Here is an 18,780-nt window from a genome sequence, read left to right on the forward strand (position 1 = left end):
AGGCGCAACAGCGTCTCTGGTCGAAAGAGCATGCACGCCAAAGATGACAGAGCAAAAACAGCGCGTCACATTGATGTTGTGCGCCGACCGATATCGGTCCATCCCCCGAGCAACCCGCGCAATTGGCCGTCGGCACCATAGAACGGCACCGTCCATTGGTAAATATCCCGGACCCCGTTGTTGAACATCAATTGACGTTCACTGAAGCGCGGCTTTCGCGTCTCAAGCTGAGCCATGAACTCGGCGTGCAGCAGCGCTGCGGTTGCCTTGGGCAACACATCGAGTTCAATCAGCTGCCTTCCCTGAATCTGATCGAAACGGGTACCGAGCCCCTCCTCGTAACTCTTGTTGCACATGATCAAACGCCCTTCCAGATCACGCACGAACATTGGATCGGGCATGGCGTCCATCAATGCATGCTGGAAAGACAGTTGATCACCGAGGCTTTTTTCCGCGTCGGCACGCTGCTTGATCAACGCCGCGAGTCGGCGATTCCAGAGCAAGGACAGCAGGCCGAACAGGCTGATGACGAACATGCCCCAACAGAACCATTGAGATATCTGCGGCCAGCGAGAGGTCGGCTCGACAGGGGCTACCCCTCTAAGCCATTTCAGGCGAATGGCACGCAGTTCTGCCGCAGGAAAAGCCTCAAGCGCCTTGTTGAGAATGCTCAACAACAGCGGCTGACCATGGCGTACCGCAAGGTGATCAGCCTCCCACTTACCCTCCACCGCACGCCCGACCTTCAGTTGCCCCAAGGGATAGAGCTGCGCACCGATTTCATTTTCGATGGTGGCGTAGGCGTCACCGCTTTCAACCAGCGCCCTGGCTTCGGCGTAGGTTTTGACCGCGCGCAATTCGATCGTCGGGTAGTCGCGGCGAATAGTGCTTTCGAGTGCGTGACGAGTGGGTAACACCAGCACTTTTTCCGCCAACTGATCCAGGGAACGCACGACAGGCGCATCAGCCCGCCCGACAAATACCCACCCGGCGCCACCGAAGGCATGGCTGAAATCCAGAAACGTCTTGCGATCGTCATTCATTGCAAGCGTGGTACTCATGTCGGCTTCGCCACTCTCCAGACGCCCGAGCAATTGATCGGTGGAAAACGACTCTTCGTGTACAAACTGCAAGCCGGTCATGGCCGTGATGTGATTGAGCAAATCGTTGTTCAGACCACTCCATCGACCGTGCTCATCCTTGAACAGATACAACGGATACTGCACCGATGCGACAACGACTCGCGGGTGCTCGGCGAGCCATGCCAATTCATCGGCATCCAGCTCGATGGATGCACCGACTCTCGCGCCCTTGGGCTCGGCAGTCGTCAGTTGCGCTGCCGCCGCCCCATGAGCAACGCCCAGGACAGCGATCAAAAACATCCAGCACGCGGCTGGTTTGAACCCTCTGAAAAACAGCATTGCCACTTCCTTCGCGATCAGATCGCCCGTCCTTCCTGGGGCGAAAACCCGACAAGTGTGGCATGCAGAAATGAGAAAGCCCGTCAGGAGACGGGCTTCAAAATGTGACAGCGTTTGCCGGTTACAGAGGCTTGCCGCGGTTGCCATGCTGACTGACAAAGGCCTGCACGGCTTTCAGATCATTCGGCAACACGGTGCAACGCTCATCTCGCTCAAACAAATCAGAAAGATGTGCAGGTAGCTCAAGCGCTTTTCCTACACCGGCTTTCTCCACTGCATCCGGGAATTTGACCGGATGGGCGGTGCCCAGGATCACCATCGGAATATCCAGGCTGCGGCGGCATTCGCGCGCTGCTTTCACGCCGATGGCGGTGTGCGGATCCAGCAGCTCACCGGTTTGCTCGTAGACTTCGGCGATGGTTTCGCAGGTTTGCGCGTCGTCCACGGCCAGCGAGTCGAACAACTTGCGAGCTTCAGTCCAGCGTTCCTGTTCGACGCTGAAACCGCCACCCTGCTTGAAGGTGTCCATCAGGCCGGCAATGGCTGCGCCGTTGCGACCGTGCAGGTCGAACAGCAGGCGTTCGAAGTTTGACGACACCATGATGTCCATCGACGGCGACAGCGTGGCGTGCAGGGTTTCCTTGACGTACTGGTTGCCGCTCATGAAGCGGTGCAGGATGTCGTTGCGGTTGGTCGCGACGATCAACTGGTTGATCGGCAGGCCCATGTTGCGCGCCAGGTAACCGGCGAAGATGTCGCCGAAGTTGCCGGTCGGCACCGAGAACGACACTGAGCGCGCCGGGCCGCCCAACTGCAGGGCTGCGTGGAAGTAGTAAACGATCTGGGCCATGATCCGCGCCCAGTTGATCGAGTTCACCGCCACCAGACGCGTGCCTTTGAGGAAGCTCTGGTCGGCGAAGCTGTTCTTGACCATTTCCTGGCAGTCATCGAAGTTGCCTTCGATGGCGATGTTGTGGATGTTCTCGCCGAAGATGGTGGTCATCTGGCGACGCTGCACTTCGGACACGCGGTTGTGCGGGTGCAGGATGAAAATGTCGACGTTTTCGCAGTGCTTGCAGCCTTCGATGGCGGCCGAACCGGTATCGCCGGAGGTAGCGCCAACGATCACTACGCGCTCGCCGCGTTTAGCCAGCACGTAGTCGAGCAAGCGACCGAGCAGTTGCAGGGCGAAGTCCTTGAACGCCAGGGTCGGGCCGTGGAACAGCTCCAGCACCCATTCATTGCTGTTCAGCTGACGCAGCGGTGCGATGGCGTTGTGCGAGAACACGCCGTAGGTTTCTTCAAGAATCTTTTTGAAATCGGCATCGGGAATGCTGCCGGTCACGAACGGGCGCATCACCCGGAAGGCCAGCTCGTGATACGGCAGGCCGGCCCAGGAAGCGATTTCTTCCTGGGTGAAGCGTGGCAGGTTTTCCGGCACGTACAGGCCGCCGTCGGTGGCCAGACCGGCCAGCAGGACGTCTTCGAAATTCAGGGCCGGTGCCTGGCCGCGGGTACTGATATAGCGCATAAGAGCAAACCTTCGGTTTTGGCTTCAAGCCGCAAGCTAAAAGCTACAAGTGAACAGCGCTTTGCTCTCACTTGCAGCTTGAAGCCTGAAGCTTGCAGCTGCTGTTAATTCAGGTGTTCGACGCGGATCCGTACAACCGGACCGACCACACCCGTCAGGGCTTCCAGAGCGGCGATCGCATCGTTCATGCGCTGTTCCAGCACACGGTGCGTCAGCAGGATCATCGGCACCAATCCGTCATGCTCTTCGACTTCTTTCTGCATGATCGATTCGATGTTGATGCCGCGCTCCGACAGGATGCTCGCCACTTGGGCCAATACGCCCGGATGGTCCTTGGCCTGGATGCGCAGGTAGTACGAGCTTTCGCAGGCTTCGATCGGCAGAATCGGGTGCGCGGACAGCGAATCCGGCTGGAAGGCCAGGTGCGGCACGCGGTTTTCCGGGTCGGAGGTCATGGCGCGAACCACGTCCACCAGGTCGGCGATCACCGACGAAGCTGTTGGCTCCATGCCAGCGCCAGCGCCGTAGAACAGCGTCGAACCGGCGGCGTCACCGTTGACCATCACCGCGTTCATCACGCCGTTGACGTTGGCGATCAGGCGATCAGCCGGGATCAGCGTCGGGTGTACGCGCAGTTCGATGCCCGCTGCCGTGCTGCGAGCGACACCGAGGTGCTTGATGCGATAGCCCAGCGCTTCGGCGTAGTTCACGTCAGCGGTGGTCAGCTTGGTGATGCCTTCGGTGTAAGCCTTGTCGAACTGCAGCGGGATGCCAAAGGCGATGGACGCCAGGATCGTCAGCTTGTGGGCTGCATCGATGCCTTCAACGTCGAAAGTCGGATCGGCTTCGGCGTAACCCAGGGCCTGCGCCTCGGCGAGTACGTCTTCGAAGGTGCGACCCTTCTCGCGCATCTCGGTGAGGATGAAGTTGCCGGTGCCGTTGATGATCCCGGCGACCCAGTTGATACGGTTGGCGGACAGGCCTTCACGGATCGCCTTGATCACCGGAATGCCGCCAGCAACAGCCGCTTCGAACGCCACGATCACGCCTTTCTCGCGAGCCTTGGCGAAAATTTCATTACCGTGAACGGCGATCAGTGCCTTGTTCGCGGTGACCACATGCTTGCCATTCTCGATGGCCTTGAGTACCAGCTCGCGGGCAACGGTGTAGCCGCCCATCAGCTCTATGACGATGTCGATCTCAGGGTTCGTGGCCACTTCGAAGACATCGTTGGTAATCGCAATACCGGTCGTTTGGAACTGAGGCTTTGGCGTGCGCATGGCAATTTGTGCCACTTCGATCCCACGCCCGGCACGACGAGCAATTTCCTCGGCGTTACGCTGAAGTACGTTGAAGGTACCGCCACCGACGGTCCCTAACCCACAGATGCCTACTTTGACCGGTTTCACTGTGAACTCCCCATAAAACGGCCGACTCAAGGCCGGCCGTGAAAACAGCCGCACGTTCGCGACTCTCTATTAATGACCCGGTAAATGTTGCTGCCGGGCCATGATCGTCAAGGGCTGGCCATGACGATGCGAATTTACTTCGCGCCCAGCGCCAGTTTGGCGACTTGTGGCGCAGGCTGGTAGCCCGGAATGACCTGACCGTCAGCCAAAACGATGGCCGGTGTGCCGTTCACGCCAATCGACTGACCGAGGGCAAACTGCTTGGAAACCGGGTTATCGCACTTGGCGGCCTTGATTTCCTTGCCATCGACCATTTTGTCCATGGCGGCTTTCTTGTCTTTCGAGCACCAGACCGCTTGCAGCTGTTCGTCACCCGGCGAGCCCAGGCCCTGGCGCGGGAACGCGACGTAACGCACTTCGATGCCGCGCTTGTTCAGCTCGGGCACTTCGGCGTGCAGTTTGTGGCAATACGGGCACGTGGTGTCGGTGAACACGGTGATGTGCGATTTGGTTTCGCCGATGGCCGGGTAGACCACGGTTTCAGCGACCGGAATCTCATTGATCAGTTTCGAGACGCCCAGGCGTTCGGTCTTCTCGGTCAGGTTGACCGGCTTGCCGTCCTTGAGCTGGAACATATAGCCCTGAACCACATATTGGCCGTCGGCGCTGGCGTAAAGCACACGACTGCCTTTGAGTTTGACTTCATACAGGCCTGGCAGCGGACTGGCGGTGATGGTTTCGACAGGCACATCGAGCTGGAGGTTTTCCAGGCTCTTACGGATGGCTTTGTCGGCCGCGTCATCGGCGACGGCAAAGGTACTGACCAACGCAATGGCTGCGGCGGCGAAAATATGGGTCAGACGCATGAGAACTCCTGAAGGCGGACAAATGGGACGATCAGAACGCCCGTGCCGAAACACCGGGTCATAATCGCCCATCGTGCAAACCGGCAAAGCCTACCACATAAGGCCCGCGTGGCCGAATGCGCCTGACGCAAGACATAGAGGGAGACTTAGACCCTTGTGGGAGCGGGCTTGCCCGCGAAGAGGCCGTAACATTCGAAGAAGATGTTGACTGTTACATCGCCTTCGCGGGCAAGCCCGCTCCCACAGGGATGACATTCAGCCGCGCGGGTGGTGCTTGGCGTGCAGGTCTTGCAGGCGTGCGCGGGCAACGTGAGTGTAGATCTGGGTGGTCGACAGATCGCTGTGGCCGAGCAGCATTTGCACCACGCGCAGGTCGGCGCCGTGGTTGAGCAAGTGCGTGGCGAAAGCGTGACGCAGGGTATGCGGCGACAGCGACTTGCCGATCCCGGCGACCTTGGCCTGGTGCTTGATGCGATGCCAGAAGGTCTGGCGGGTCATCTGCTCACCACGCAAGCTGGGGAACAGCACATCACTGGGCCGCCCACCGAGCAGCTCACCACGGGCATCGCGCATGTAACGCTCGACCCAGACAATCGCCTCCTCGCCCATCGGCACCAGTCGTTCCTTGCTGCCCTTGCCCATCACTCGCAATACGCCCTGGCGCAGGTTGACCTGTTCCAGCGTCAGGCTGATCAGCTCGGTCACGCGCAAGCCACAGGCGTAAAGCACCTCAAGCATGGCGCGATCACGCTGGCCGATGGCTTCGCTCAAGTCCGGCGCCTTCAACAGCGCTTCCACATCCGCTTCCGACAACGATTTGGGCAACGGCCTACCGAGTTGCGGCATGTCGACACGCAACGTCGGGTCGACGGCGATCAGCTTTTCCCGCAGCAGATAGCGATAAAAGCCACGCACGCCGGAAAGAAATCGCGCGGTGGATCGGGGTTTGTAGTTTTGCTCCAGGCGCCAGGCCAGGTGATCGAGGATCAGTTCGCGCCCGGCGTTGATCAGCTCCAGGCCTTTTTCCTGCAACCAGCCATTGAACAAGGCCAGGTCGCTGCGATAGGCATCGCGGGTATTGTCGGAAAGACCTTTTTCCAGCCAGAGAGCATCAAGGAATTGGTCTATCAGAGGGTGATCGATGGCGGGCATAAAGGCTCAGGCAAGACAAGTAACGATGGGACAGTCTTTCATAGCCCGCCCAGCTGCGGAACCATTGCGCGCATAAATCGCAGCCAACAAAAAAGCAGCCCGTAGGCTGCTTTTTTCTGCATCGGAAGCTGGACTTAAGCCAGTTTTTCCTTGATGCGAGCTGCTTTACCGGACAGGTCACGCAGGTAGTACAGCTTGGCTTTACGTACGTCACCGCGACGTTTAACGGCCATGCTGTCGATTTGCGGGCTGTAGGTCTGGAAAGTACGCTCTACGCCAACACCGTTGGAGATTTTACGAACGGTGAAAGCACTGTTTACGCCGCGGTTACGCTTGGCGATAACAACACCTTCGAACGCTTGCAGACGCGAACGGTCGCCTTCCTTCACTTTCACCTGAACGACAATAGTGTCGCCCGGGGCAAAGGTAGGGATCTCTTTGGTCATCTGCTCTGCTTCGAGTGCAAGGATGATTTTGTTAGTCATGCTGTGCTCCTAAGGTAAATCGTCGGATCTACCATCGATACGTTGTTAACTATCGTCCCGCTCGCGGATGTATTCCTCGAGCAGCTTCTTCTCTTCTCCAGAAAGCGAGCGGCTTTCCAGAAGATCGGCGCGTCGTTCAAAGGTCCTACCAAGGGACTGCTGTAAACGCCAACGCCGGATATGCGCGTGATTGCCACTTAGCAATACGTCGGGAACACGCTGATCCGCATACACCTCCGGTCGGGTGTAGTGCGGGCAATCCAGCAAACCATCCGTAAAGGAATCTTCCTCGGCGGAGTCCGCATGCCCTAAAGCTCCAGGCAGCAGTCGTGTAACCGCATCGATCAGGACCATCGCCGGCAGCTCGCCGCCAGACAGTACATAGTCGCCAATCGACCACTCTTCATCGACATGAGCTTCAATAAAACGCTCGTCAATGCCTTCATAACGACCGGCAATCAGGATCAATGCATCCAGATTCGCCAACTCGCGTACCGCCGACTGATTCAGTTGACGGCCTTGGGGGGACAGGTAAATCACCTTCGCCGCCTCCCCGGCTGCTGCCTTGGCCTGAACCAGAGCGTCTTCCAGGGGCTTGATCTTCATCACCATGCCCGGGCCACCGCCAAATGGGCGATCGTCCACAGTGTGATGTCGATCCGTCGTGTAGTCTCGCGGATTCCAACAGGTGAGCTGCAAGAGCCCCTGTTTCACCGCACGACTGGTGATGCCGTACTCGCTGATGGCGGAGAACATCTCGGGAAACAAACTGATCACTTCTACGCGCAAGTTAGCCACGCTTAGAAGTCCGCGTCCCAATCCACCTTCATCTCGCCTGCGGCAAGGTCGACGGCCAACACGCATTGCTCCGTATAGGGCAACAGGCGTTCGCGATCATCCAGGCTGCCAGCGCAAGGCTTGACCACCATTACATCATTGGCGCCGGTTTCCAGAAGGTGGTCGATTTTCCCGAGCAATTGCCCGAGTTGATCAATTACCTTCAGACCTTCCAGCTGGTACCAGTAGTACTCGCCGTCGGTCAATTCAGGGAACAGGTTGCGCGGCACGCAGATCTCATAACCGGCCAGAAGACGAGCTTCTTCACGATCATCAAGACCCTTGAGCTTTGCGACCAGGAACTTGTCGTTCCCACGTCCGCTGACCAGCTCGACCTGTTTGACATTGCCTTCGCGCTTGAGCGTCCAGGTTTTGTACTGCAACAGGTTTTCAGTCGGATCAGTAAAGGAATAAACCTTCACTTCGCCGCGAACGCCATGAACAGAATAAATCTTGCCGATAACGATCAAATCATCAGCAACAGCTGGCGTCGCGTTCATATTGCTCAGGCCGCAGCCTTAGAAGCGTCCTTCAACAACTGAGCAACGCGCTCAGAAGGCTGTGCACCAACGCTCAGCCAGTAGGCTACGCGCTCTTGGTTCACGGACAGACGGACTTCTTGACCACGAGCAACAGGGTTGAAGAAACCAACCTGTTCCTTGTGCGAACCGTCGCGCGGGTTGCGGCTGTCGGTTACGGTCAAGTGGTAAAACGGGCGCTTTTTGGAGCCGCCAAGGGCAAGACGGATTGTTAGCATGTGAACATCGTTCCTGTAGTCGGTGCTGCAAATCTAAAGGCACAGCGGGCATAGGTGCCCGAAAGGCCGCATATTCTAAGGAATATCCGGACTTTTGCAAATGACTTTTTCCGGCGGCCTATCGGACGCCATCCAGATTTGCTATAGAGCCGTCGTTGAAAACGGCCAGTCAGCTCCCGCCAAGTGCGGGTTTGCTGGAGATCCCACTTCCGTGTGGGGTGCGCAAGAGCAAGCCCTTGCGCGAATTTTTTACATTTTCGGCATGCCGCCGCCGGGCAACATACCGCCCATGCCGCGCATCATTTTGGCCATCCCGCCTTTGGCGGAGAATTTCTTCATCATCTTCTGCATCTGCTTGTGCTGCTTGATCAAGCGACCGATGTCCTGCACCTGAGTGCCCGAGCCCATGGCGATCCGGCGCTTGCGCGAACCGCTGATCAGCTCAGGGTCGCGGCGCTCGGCCGGGGTCATGGAGTTGATGATGGCTTCCATCTGTTTGAATTGTTTCTCTGCCGCGCCCTGGGCGTTGCCCATTTGCGCCAGGTTCACACCGCCGATGTTCGGCAGTTTGTCCATGAGGCCGCCAAGGCCGCCCATGTTCTTCATCTGTTGCAGCTGATCGCGGAAGTCTTCGAGGTCGAAGCCCTTGCCCTTCTTCAGCTTCTTGGCCAGTTTGTCGGCCTTGTCCTTGTCGAGGGTCGCTTCGGCCTGTTCGATCAGGCTGAGCACGTCACCCATGCCGAGGATGCGCGAAGCAATACGCTCAGGGTGGAACGGCTCGAGCGCTTCGCTCTTCTCGCCCATACCGATGAACTTGATCGGCTTGCCGGTAATGGCACGAACCGACAATGCGGCACCACCACGGGCGTCGCCGTCGACCTTGGTCAGAATCACACCGGTCAGTGGCAGCGCATCGCCAAAGGCCTTGGCCGTGTTGGCGGCGTCCTGGCCGGTCATGGCGTCGACCACGAACAGCGTTTCGACCGGGTTGATCGCGGCGTGCAGCGCCTTGATTTCGCCCATCATCTCTTCGTCGATGTGCAGTCGACCGGCGGTATCGACGATGACCACATCAATAAACTTAAGCTTTGCTTCTTTTATAGCTGCTTGAGCGATGTCGACCGGCTTCTGGCTCAGGTCGGACGGGAAGAAGGTAACACCGACTTCACCCGCGAGCATTTCCAGCTGCTTGATCGCCGCTGGACGGTAAACGTCCGCCGACACGACCATGACCGACTTCTTCTTGCGCTCTTTAAGAAAGCGCGCGAGTTTGCCGGCGGTGGTGGTTTTACCCGCGCCCTGCAGACCGGCCATCAGCACGACGGCAGGCGGAACGGCGCTCAGGTTCAAATCTTCGTTGGCCGCACCCATCAGGCTTTCGAGTTCGGCCTGGACGATCTTCACGAAGGCCTGGCCCGGCGTCAGGCTGCGCGACACCTCGGTGCCGACGGCACGGTCCTTGACCGAACTGACGAAGTCTTTGACCACCGGCAAGGCGACATCGGCCTCGAGCAACGCCATGCGCACTTCACGCAGGGTGTCTTTAATGTTGTCCTCGGTCAGCTTGGCTTTGCCGGTGACATGGCGCAGCGTCTGCGAGAGACGGTCGGTTAAGTTTTCAAACATTGCGCGATCCTTTCAGGCCCTGTGTAGACCGGGATAATGGCGGCCCAGACCGGAATAAACATGTGCTCGGCGAGCCTGCGGCGTGGGCAGGTCGCGGATTATAGCGAAGACTGCGTCTGGCGGACACCTCGCACTTTCGTGCTGCGGGGGTTCTATGCCAAACTCAGCGCCTTTCGGGCTTGCCTAACAGGATTTATGCTCCCCTTGTCACCCAGTTTGCTCACTACCCTCGCCGCCGCCTGCTTATATGCCGCTGCGACCCTCTATCAAGGCACTCGCCTGGCCACTGGCGCCAAGGCGAACAAGCGTCTGCTGGTCACGCTCGGCGTTCTGGCCGTGCTGGCTCACAGCGCCAGCCTGTTTACCCACCTGTTGACGCCAATTGGCCTGGGCCTGGACTTTTTCAGTGCCGCCAGCCTGATTGCCGCGGCGGTCATCGCCTTGACCCTGCTGGCCTGCTCGCGAATCCCGGTGGAAAACCTGCTTGTATTGCTGTTCCCGCTCGGTGCCGCCACGGCACTGCTGGCACAGTTCGCCCCTGCGGGCACGGTGCAGATCATCGACGAAGAGCCCGGCATTCTTGCGCATATCCTCTTGTCGATCCTCGCTTACGGCATGTTCACCATCGCCGTCTTCCAGGCGTTGCTGTTGCTGGTGCAAGATCACCAGCTCAAACATAAGCATCCGTCCGGCCTGATCAAGAACTTCCCGCCGCTGCAAACCATGGAAAGCCTGCTGTTCGGTTTCCTCTGGGCTGGCTGGACCCTGCTGTCGCTGTCGCTGATTTCAGGCTGGCTGTTCGTCGAGAACCTGTTCGCCCAGCATCTGGTGCACAAGACCTTGCTGGCCTGCCTGGCCTGGATCGTCTTCAGTGTTCTACTGTGGGGCCGTAACCGTCTCGGCTGGCGCGGACACAAGGCCATTCGCTGGACCCTCGCCGGTTTCTGCCTGCTGATGCTGGCGTATTTCGGCAGCAAACTGGTCCGTGAATACATTTTGCACATCTGACGGGCGGCAATAATGGACGACTTGCCCATAGGGCCGATGCTCGCGGTATTGGCCCTGCTGATTTTGTGGTCTGGGTTGTTTACCGCCATCGAAACGGCACAACAACACCTGCTGGCCCAGCGCACCGCCTCGCGTTCGAGCGACAAACCGGTGGCGAAGCTGAGCTTCCCGATCAATAGCCTGATTTTGTGCAATACGCTGTGCCGTGCGCTGGTCATGGTCATCAGTACATTGCTGGCGATCTTCACCTGGGCGCAAAACGGCCCCTGGATTGCCTGCGCGGTCGCCGGCGCCGTGCTTCTGGTGTTCGCCGACTACCTGCCCCGCAGCCTGGCCGTGCGCTATCCGGACGCCATCCTCGCCTTGGGCAACACGTTGCTCGGCGCGCCGTTGAAAATCATCTATCCGGCCGCCTGGCTGCTCAATGCCATCGCCCAGTTGTTGATGCGGCCGTTTGCCCGCAAACCCAAAGTCGTGCAGCAGAGCGAAGACGAGTCGCCGAACGAACGGCACGACAACCACGAGCAGCCCGTCTGCCGCCCACACCCGCTCGCGGGCATCCACGCGCTCGACAACATCACGGTCAACGACATCCTGGTGCCGCGCAGTGACGTCGACGGGATCAACCTCGACGACCCGATTGAAGAAATCATCGAACAGCTGCGCAACAACAAGCGCACACGTCTTCCGGTGTTCCACAGCGACATCAACCAGGTCGAAGCGGTGCTGAACACCCGACAGATCCGGCACTTGCTACCCGACGGCAGCCTGACATTCGAGGCGCTGCTGGCCGCCAGTCACGAACCGTACTTCGTGCCTGAAAGCACGCCGTTGCAATTGCAACTCCTGAATTTCCACAAGCAGCAGCGGCGCTTGGGCATGGTGGTCGACGAATACGGCGAAGTGCTGGGCATCGTGACGCTTGAAGACATCCTTGAAGAAATCGTCGGTGAGTTCGAGAGCCAGCACAGCCTGGACAACCCGCACATCCATCCGCAGCCTGACGGGCGACTGGTGATCGAAGGCGCGGCGTCGATTCGCGAACTGAACAAGACCCTGGGCTGGCACCTGCCCAGCGACGGCCCGAAAACCCTCAACGGTTTGGTCACCGAAGCGCTGGAGACCATTCCCGACAGCGCGGTGTGCCTGAAAATCGGGCGCTATCGCCTCGAGATTCTTGAGACCGAGGACAACCGCGTCACGCGCGTGCTGATCTGGCATACCAGTTCGGTTCCGGCACTCCCTCAGGTCTGACGCAATCCCGTTGTTCAAGGCCCAGAACCTGTGGGAGCGCCCTTGCACCCCAAGCCCCTTGTTGAATCGTTAGCCGCCTTCCTATAATCGAGCCGCTTACCCAAGCCTCGCCCTACCCCCGTGCTACCCGCACACCGCTCCAAACCCACATCCCTGGGTGTTCGACCATAATAATTCGCTCCACTGGAGCATGACTGTCAGGGATCATTGCATGACGACCAGCACCGCTTTCAGCGACACCACACCTGCGCAACCGACCAACTCCGCCACCCGCGTAGCGACGGCGAGTTTTATCGGCACTGCCATCGAGTTCTACGACTTCTACGTCTACGCCACAGCCGCCGCGCTGGTGATCGGTCCGGTGTTCTTTCCGCAGACTTCCGGCACCGCGCAGATGCTCTCGGCGTTCCTCACCTTTGGCATCGCTTTTCTGGCCCGACCGCTGGGTTCGGCCCTGTTCGGTCACTTCGGCGACCGTATCGGGCGCAAATCGACACTGGTTGCCTCCCTCCTGTTAATGGGCGTGTGCACCACGTTAATCGGCGTATTGCCGGGTTACGACAGCATTGGGGCCTGGGCGCCGGTTCTGTTGTGCGTACTGCGTTTTGGCCAAGGCCTGGGGCTCGGTGGCGAATGGGGTGGCGCAGCGTTGCTGGCGACGGAGAACGCGCCCAAGGGCAAACGTGCCTGGTTCGGCATGTTTCCGCAGCTCGGCCCTTCCATCGGTTTTCTAGCCGCCAACGGCCTGTTCCTGACATTGGCCATGACCTTGAATGACGAGCAGTTCCGCTCGTGGGGCTGGCGGATTCCGTTCCTGCTCAGCGCCGTGTTGGTGATGGTGGGTTTGTACGTACGCCTCAAACTCCACGAGACCCCGGTGTTCGCCAACGCCATGGCCCGTCAGGAACGAGTGAAGATCCCGCTGATCGAGCTGTTCAGCCAGTACTGGGCGCCGATGATGTTGGGTGCCGGTTCGATGGTGGTGTGCTACGCGCTGTTTTACATTTCGACGGTGTTTTCGTTGAGTTATGGCGTGTCGACGCTTGGTTACACGCGCGAAACCTTCCTTGCCCTGCTGTGCTTCGCCGTCCTGTTCATGGCGGCGGCCACACCGTTATCGGCCTGGGCCAGTGATCGTTACGGGCGCAAGCCGGTGCTGATCATCGGCGGCGTGCTGGCGATTCTGTCCGGATTTCTGATGGAACCGCTGCTGACTCAGGGGTCGACCTGGGGCGTTGCGCTGTTCCTGTGCATTGAGCTGTTTCTGATGGGCGTGACGTTCGCGCCAATGGGCGCGTTGCTGCCGGAGCTGTTTCCGACCCACGTTCGCTATACCGGCGCATCGGCAGCCTACAACCTGGGCGGCATCGTCGGGGCCTCGGCGGCGCCGTTCTTCGCACAGAAACTGGTGGCAATGGGCGGTTTGAGTTATGTCGGCGGGTATGTGTCGGGGGCGGCGGTGCTGAGCTTGATTGCTGTGCTGTGCCTGAAGGAAACGCGAAATAACGACCTGAATCGGGTGGCCTGAAGCAGAAGCATCGCCAGCAGGCTGGCTCCCACATGGAAATTGGGTGTACACAAAATCTGTGACCAATCAATAACCCTGTGGGAGCTAGCCTGCTGGCGATAGGCGCGCCTCGGTTTACAGCTCGACTACAACAGCCTGAGCAGCACGGGTCGCTTTGGCACGAGCGGCCTCAATCGACTCATCCCGCGCCAACGCCACGCCCATCCGGCGCTGACCATTCACTTCAGGCTTGCCGAACAGACGCAACGCCGTATCTGGCTCGCTCAATGCAGCCCCCAGATTGGCAAAAGCTGTCTGGGTCGATTGCCCCTCCACCAGAATCACCGCCGAAGCCGAAGGCCCGAACTGACGGACCAATGGAATCGGCAGGCCGAGAATTGCCCGTGCGTGCAGCGCGAACTGCGACAGATCCTGAGAAATCAACGTCACCAGACCGGTGTCATGCGGACGCGGCGACACTTCGCTGAACCACACCTGATCACCTTTGATGAACAGCTCGACACCAAACAGACCGCGACCGCCCAGGGCTTCGGTGACCGCTTTGGCAACGCGCTCGGATTCTGCCAGGGCAATCGGGCTCATGGCTTGTGGCTGCCAGGATTCCTGATAGTCGCCCTTCTCCTGACGATGGCCGACTGGCGCACAGAACGTCGTGCCGCCAATGTGACGCACGGTCAGCAAGGTAATTTCGTAATCAAAATCGATGAAGCCTTCGATGATCACGCGGCCTTTACCGGCACGACCGCCTTCCTGCGCGTAATCCCAAGCGGTTTTCACGTCATCGGCGCTGCGCAGCAGGCTCTGGCCTTTACCCGACGAACTCATCACCGGCTTGACCACGCACGGGAAGCCCAGGTCCTCGACGGCCTTGCTGTAATCCTCGAAGGTGTCGGCGAAGTGATAAGGCGAGGTCGGCAGGTCCAGCTCTTCAGCGGCCAGGCGACGGATGCCTTCGCGGTTCATGGTCAGCTGTGCGGCACGCGCGGTCGGGATCACGGTGAAGCCTTCGGCTTCCAGTTCCACGAGGGTTGCGGTGGCGATGGCTTCGATTTCCGGCACGATGAAGTGCGGCTTCTCGGCTTCGATCACCGCACGCAGGGCGGCGCCGTCGAGCATGTTGATTACGTGGCTGCGATGCGCGACCTGCATGGCCGGCGCATTGGCGTAGCGATCCACGGCAATCACTTCAACGCCCAGGCGTTGCAGCTCGATCACCACTTCCTTGCCCAACTCACCACAGCCACACAGCAATACGCGGGTCGCGGTTGGCGACAATGGAGTTCCGATACGGGTCATCTCAGGTCCTCAAGAAGCGGATCATCGAGGGATGCAGCAACGTGCGCGCGTCCCCAAAGCGCGGCATTTTACATGAACCGCAGGGTTTGGCTTCAGCTGACGACGGCCTGTTTGCGCAGGCGCCAGGCCATGATCAGCCACACGGCGGTGACACCGACGAACTTCGAGCCCATGGCGGTGAGGATCACGCCTGGCGTAAACGCGTCGATCATGCCGAAGAAGATGAAGGTGTCGAGGGGAATGCTCAGGGCCGAACTTATCCACAGGCGATCGTGCAAGGGCCGCTTGGTGACGCTGAATACCAGCCAGTCAATGCACTCGGACACCGCGAACGCCGTGGCGCTGGCCAACGCAATGGACGGATCGGACGTGACGTAGGACAGGACCAATGCAGCGAGCATTGCGGCAATCGCGCCGTGGCCGAAGCGTGTTTGCACCATATCGCGCAAGACAAACACCAACCCGCCCCACGCGGACCAGATGATGTCCAGGTGCGGGGCGGTGGAAAAGGCGAAGTTGATCAGCACAACGCTGCTGATGTAGGCGATCAGGAAGAACATGGGGACGTGGGATACCTGTCAATTTGGCGCACAGAGTAGCGTAGGAGCTGAGGAGTGCAACGAGGCTGCGATCTTTTGATCTTGTCTTTTAAGAAACCAAGTCAAAAGATCGCAGCCTCGTTGCACTCGACAGCTCCTCCACAGCTCCTACAGATCAGGCGTTTTGCCCAGCATCCAGAGAAGGCCGCTGGATTTTGCCCGCTCATGACACAACCCCAGCACCTTGCGGCGCTCTTCATTATCCATCCGACTCCAACGGGTGATTTCCTCCACCGTGCGCTGGCACCCGGTGCAAATATCATCCTCGTCCAGCGCGCAAATGTTCACGCAGGGCGACAGGACCGGTCGTTCACTGGCACTCATTCGTCCTGCTCGACCAGATCGCGGGCATAACGCTGCGAGTTGTGCACATAGTGCGCGGCACTGGCCTCCAGCATCTTTTTCTGCGGCTCGGTCAGTTCTCGAACCACCTTGCCCGGCGAGCCCATGACCAGCGAGCCGTCCGGAATTTCCTTGCCCTCTCCGATCAGCGAGTTGGCGCCGATGATGCAGTTCTTGCCGATCTTCGCGCCGTTGAGAATCACCGCGTTGATGCCGATCAGGCTGTAATCGCCCACGGTGCAGCCGTGAAGCATGGCGTTGTGGCCGATGGTCACGCCGGTACCGATGGTCAGCGGGTAGCCCATGTCGGTGTGCATCACTGTGCCGTCCTGGACGTTGCTGTTCTTGCCGATCAGGATCAGCTCGTTGTCGCCACGCAGCACGGCGTTGAACCAGACGTTGGCACCCTCTTCCAGTTTGACCTTGCCCACCAGCACGGCATTGGGCGCAACCCAACTCTGCGGATGGGTTTCGACGCGGGCATCGCCCAGGCGGTATTTCATCTTGTTTTCCTCAAGGCTCAGGCAGCCGCGTTTCTCGCCATACGAACGATGGCTTCAACTATTGATAAAACTTTTGGGTGGGTGGTGCAGGCTGATGTCAGCGTCATAAAGCAGGTTGATCAACTCCACGATCATGATCGCGGTCAGGCCCCAGATCTTGTACTCGCCGTAACGATAACTCGGCACGTACCAACTGCGCCCCTGGTAATCGATGCGGTGAGTGTGTTCCCGGGGATCTTCGCGGAAGAACTCCAGAGGCACACTGAACACCGCTGCGATTTCGGCATCGTTGGCCAGGTATTCGACAAAGTCCGGAATGACGCCGACATACGGTGTGACCTTGATGCCATGCAGGGAAATCAACGGGCTTAACGGGCCAATGACTTCGACCAGCCCTGGCGGTAGACCGATTTCTTCTTCGGCTTCGCGCAGCGCGGTGAAAATCAGGTCGGGATCTTCGGGATCGCGACGACCACCGGGAAAGGCCACTTCACCGCCATGGGTCGAGAGCCCGCTGGCGCGCAGGGTCAGAACCAGTTCCGGTTCGTCACTGCGAGTGATGGGCACCAATACCGCGGCCTCGGGGAAACGCTTGTCGGTTTCCAGTGTGCGTGGGATGTGGTTGCTTACTCGATGCAGTAGCTCGTCCAGCATGAGACTTCTCGACTTGTTAGCTACCTTGCATCATGCACCAATCGAACCTGTCGCCCAACCCCATAACCGCTGCATGTCGCTAAACGACAACTTGCCGACAGACACCGACGCACGCCAAGATAGGCGCAGCATTCAGGAACCCAAGCATGAAATTTTGCAGTCAGTGCGGCAACCCGGTCACCCAGCGCATTCCCGAAGGCGATTCGCGCCTGCGTTTTGTCTGCGACAACTGTCAGACGATTCACTATCAAAACCCCAACATCGTCGCCGGCTGCGTGGCGACCTGGGGCTCGAAAGTGTTGCTGTGCCGACGCGCCATCGAGCCTCGGCTCGGTTACTGGACCCTGCCCGCCGGGTTCATGGAGAACGGTGAAACCATCGAGCAGGCGGCTATTCGCGAAACGGCCGAAGAGGCCTGCGCCCGGGTGCGCAACCTGAGCATCTATACGTTGATCGATGTACCGCACATCAGTCAGGTGCATGTATTCTTTCGCGCCGAACTGGTGGACCTGGATTTTTCCGCGGGTCCCGAGAGCCTGGAGGTGCAGCTTTTCGACGAAGCCGACATCCCGTGGTCCGAGCTGGCTTTCCGCACGGTGGGCCGTACCCTAGAATGCTTCTTCGCTGACCGGCGGACCGAGGTCTACCCTGTGCGGTCCGAATCGATCCCGCCGCTTGCTCAGCCTGCCAACACCTAAAGCTCCTGGCTCCAAAATCACCTATAACTAACTAAATAGTCGCGACACCTTTCAGGGATATCGTTTCAATGCGCTGGTTGCTTGCCGTGTTTTGTTTGACTTTCGTTGCCCTGTCACAGGCTTCCGTAGCGGAGACCCTGAACGGCAGAGTCATCGAGAAAGTTCTGGTTTTGAAATCCGCCCATCAATTGCAGCTGATCAACGACGGCAAGCCGATCAAGACCTATCGCATCTCCCTGGGCAAAAGCCCCAGGGGGCCGAAGCTGATGGAAGGCGACAAACGCACGCCTGAAGGCTTCTATTGGCTGGACTGGCGCAAGGTCAGCGACAAATTCAATCTGGCGATGCACATTTCCTACCCGAACATCAGCGACTCTGCCCGCGCCCGGCGTGAAGGCGTCGCGCCGGGGAGCATGATCATGATCCATGGCACACCAGACACCGAAGACACCCCCGAAGACCTGTTCCACACGCTGGACTGGACCGACGGCTGCATCGCCATGCGCAACATGGACATGCGCGAAGTCTGGGGCCTGGTGCCCGATGGCACGATGATCGAGATTCGCCCGTAACGACGACCTTCCGTCGCCCCTCGAAAAATAAATTCAAAAGATCGCAGCCGCATCAGCGCCTGACGGGGAGATACCAATTCCCCCTCCAGGCGCTGCCGCAGGCTGCGATCTTTGCATTCAAAATCCCCACCGCTAATACCACTTAAAACCTCACCGCCTCCAGCTTGTCCGGCAGGCCATGCTTTGCTGCACCTGCAGCAAAATACTGGCATTGACATGGTATTCAAGTGGTATTAATTTTT

General features: G+C 59.0%; 20 protein-coding genes. 5 read left to right on the plus strand and 15 right to left on the minus strand.

The genetic code is table 11. The annotated features are described in order from the left end of the window. Nucleotides 1-65 precede the first annotated feature (65 nt). The 10 genes from HNR03_RS07130 to ffh form a co-directional block, all read right to left on the minus strand. Nucleotides 66-1,421 (minus strand): transporter substrate-binding domain-containing protein, encoded by a 1,356-nt coding sequence (locus HNR03_RS07130; RefSeq protein WP_259151797.1) that lies wholly within the window; start codon nucleotides 1,419-1,421, stop codon nucleotides 66-68. Nucleotides 1,422-1,542: 121 nt separating this feature from the next. Continuing rightward, complete coding sequence (thrC, locus tag HNR03_RS07135) at nucleotides 1,543-2,952, minus strand: threonine synthase (RefSeq protein ID WP_259151798.1); 1,410 nt, start codon at nucleotides 2,950-2,952, stop codon at nucleotides 1,543-1,545. A gap of 104 nt (nucleotides 2,953-3,056) precedes the next feature. Then, nucleotides 3,057-4,361 carry a homoserine dehydrogenase gene (locus HNR03_RS07140; RefSeq protein ID WP_222589911.1) on the minus strand — a complete coding sequence of 435 codons (1,305 nt, stop codon included), beginning with the start codon at nucleotides 4,359-4,361 and terminating at the stop codon, nucleotides 3,057-3,059. A 134-nt stretch (nucleotides 4,362-4,495) separates the two neighbouring features. Then, complete coding sequence (dsbC, locus tag HNR03_RS07145) at nucleotides 4,496-5,227, minus strand: bifunctional protein-disulfide isomerase/oxidoreductase DsbC (protein ID WP_222589910.1); 732 nt, start codon at nucleotides 5,225-5,227, stop codon at nucleotides 4,496-4,498. 255 nt (nucleotides 5,228-5,482) lie between these two features. Continuing rightward, nucleotides 5,483-6,379, minus strand: coding sequence for a site-specific tyrosine recombinase XerD (gene xerD, locus HNR03_RS07150; RefSeq protein ID WP_063342599.1), 897 nt, complete (start codon nucleotides 6,377-6,379; stop codon nucleotides 5,483-5,485). Nucleotides 6,380-6,513: 134 nt separating this feature from the next. After that, complete coding sequence (gene rplS, locus HNR03_RS07155) at nucleotides 6,514-6,864, minus strand: 50S ribosomal protein L19 (RefSeq protein WP_003175895.1); 351 nt, start codon at nucleotides 6,862-6,864, stop codon at nucleotides 6,514-6,516. Nucleotides 6,865-6,909: 45 nt separating this feature from the next. Then, nucleotides 6,910-7,662 (minus strand): tRNA (guanosine(37)-N1)-methyltransferase TrmD, encoded by a 753-nt coding sequence (gene trmD / locus HNR03_RS07160; protein ID WP_090188015.1) that lies wholly within the window; start codon nucleotides 7,660-7,662, stop codon nucleotides 6,910-6,912. Nucleotides 7,663-7,664: 2 nt separating this feature from the next. Then, nucleotides 7,665-8,201 (minus strand): ribosome maturation factor RimM, encoded by a 537-nt coding sequence (gene rimM / locus HNR03_RS07165; RefSeq protein ID WP_007944873.1) that lies wholly within the window; start codon nucleotides 8,199-8,201, stop codon nucleotides 7,665-7,667. A gap of 5 nt (nucleotides 8,202-8,206) precedes the next feature. Further along, nucleotides 8,207-8,458: a 30S ribosomal protein S16 gene (rpsP, locus tag HNR03_RS07170; protein ID WP_010463010.1), complete on the minus strand. Its 252-nt coding sequence runs from the start codon at nucleotides 8,456-8,458 to the stop codon at nucleotides 8,207-8,209. A 249-nt stretch (nucleotides 8,459-8,707) separates the two neighbouring features. Next, nucleotides 8,708-10,084: a signal recognition particle protein gene (gene ffh / locus HNR03_RS07175; protein WP_259151907.1), complete on the minus strand. Its 1,377-nt coding sequence runs from the start codon at nucleotides 10,082-10,084 to the stop codon at nucleotides 8,708-8,710. A 195-nt stretch (nucleotides 10,085-10,279) separates the two neighbouring features. Here ffh and HNR03_RS07180 point away from each other — a divergent pair, with 195 nt between their 5' ends. The 3 genes from HNR03_RS07180 to HNR03_RS07190 all read left to right on the plus strand — a co-directional run bounded on the left by HNR03_RS07180 (nucleotide 10,280) and on the right by HNR03_RS07190 (nucleotide 13,874). Beyond that, the gene (locus HNR03_RS07180; protein ID WP_222589909.1) at nucleotides 10,280-11,092 is read left to right on the plus strand and encodes an inner membrane protein YpjD; all 813 of its coding nucleotides are present in this window, start codon (nucleotides 10,280-10,282) and stop codon (nucleotides 11,090-11,092) included. Between the two features lie 12 nt (nucleotides 11,093-11,104). After that, nucleotides 11,105-12,346, plus strand: a complete 1,242-nt coding sequence (locus HNR03_RS07185) for an HlyC/CorC family transporter (protein ID WP_259151910.1) — start codon at nucleotides 11,105-11,107, stop codon at nucleotides 12,344-12,346. Between the two features lie 211 nt (nucleotides 12,347-12,557). After that, the gene (locus HNR03_RS07190) at nucleotides 12,558-13,874 is read left to right on the plus strand and encodes an MFS transporter (RefSeq protein WP_259151912.1); all 1,317 of its coding nucleotides are present in this window, start codon (nucleotides 12,558-12,560) and stop codon (nucleotides 13,872-13,874) included. Nucleotides 13,875-13,988: 114 nt separating this feature from the next. Here HNR03_RS07190 and purT read toward each other — a convergent pair whose 3' ends face one another. From purT to HNR03_RS07215, 5 genes are all read right to left on the minus strand, one after another. Beyond that, nucleotides 13,989-15,170, minus strand: coding sequence for a formate-dependent phosphoribosylglycinamide formyltransferase (gene purT / locus HNR03_RS07195; RefSeq protein ID WP_222589906.1), 1,182 nt, complete (start codon nucleotides 15,168-15,170; stop codon nucleotides 13,989-13,991). A 92-nt stretch (nucleotides 15,171-15,262) separates the two neighbouring features. Next, nucleotides 15,263-15,730, minus strand: coding sequence for a preQ0 transporter (locus HNR03_RS07200; RefSeq protein WP_259151916.1), 468 nt, complete (start codon nucleotides 15,728-15,730; stop codon nucleotides 15,263-15,265). A gap of 147 nt (nucleotides 15,731-15,877) precedes the next feature. Next, on the minus strand, nucleotides 15,878-16,093 hold the full coding sequence (locus HNR03_RS07205) for a DUF1289 domain-containing protein (RefSeq protein ID WP_208669864.1): 216 nt from the start codon (nucleotides 16,091-16,093) through the stop codon (nucleotides 15,878-15,880). Next, on the minus strand, nucleotides 16,090-16,614 hold the full coding sequence (locus HNR03_RS07210) for a gamma carbonic anhydrase family protein (protein WP_090188034.1): 525 nt from the start codon (nucleotides 16,612-16,614) through the stop codon (nucleotides 16,090-16,092). The genes HNR03_RS07205 and HNR03_RS07210 overlap by 4 nt, the downstream gene beginning before the upstream one ends. A 54-nt stretch (nucleotides 16,615-16,668) precedes the next feature. Next, on the minus strand, nucleotides 16,669-17,268 hold the full coding sequence (locus tag HNR03_RS07215) for a CoA pyrophosphatase (protein WP_090188037.1): 600 nt from the start codon (nucleotides 17,266-17,268) through the stop codon (nucleotides 16,669-16,671). A 146-nt stretch (nucleotides 17,269-17,414) separates the two neighbouring features. Here HNR03_RS07215 and HNR03_RS07220 point away from each other — a divergent pair, with 146 nt between their 5' ends. Both HNR03_RS07220 and HNR03_RS07225 read left to right on the plus strand, forming a co-directional pair. Then, nucleotides 17,415-17,966 carry an NUDIX hydrolase gene (locus HNR03_RS07220; RefSeq protein ID WP_222589902.1) on the plus strand — a complete coding sequence of 184 codons (552 nt, stop codon included), beginning with the start codon at nucleotides 17,415-17,417 and terminating at the stop codon, nucleotides 17,964-17,966. A gap of 68 nt (nucleotides 17,967-18,034) precedes the next feature. Next, nucleotides 18,035-18,538, plus strand: a complete 504-nt coding sequence (locus tag HNR03_RS07225; RefSeq protein ID WP_222589901.1) for a murein L,D-transpeptidase family protein — start codon at nucleotides 18,035-18,037, stop codon at nucleotides 18,536-18,538. The last annotated feature ends 242 nt before the right edge of the window (nucleotides 18,539-18,780 follow it).

The organism is Pseudomonas sp. JAI111 (assembly GCF_024809425.1).
GTDB lineage: Bacteria > Pseudomonadota > Gammaproteobacteria > Pseudomonadales > Pseudomonadaceae > Aquipseudomonas.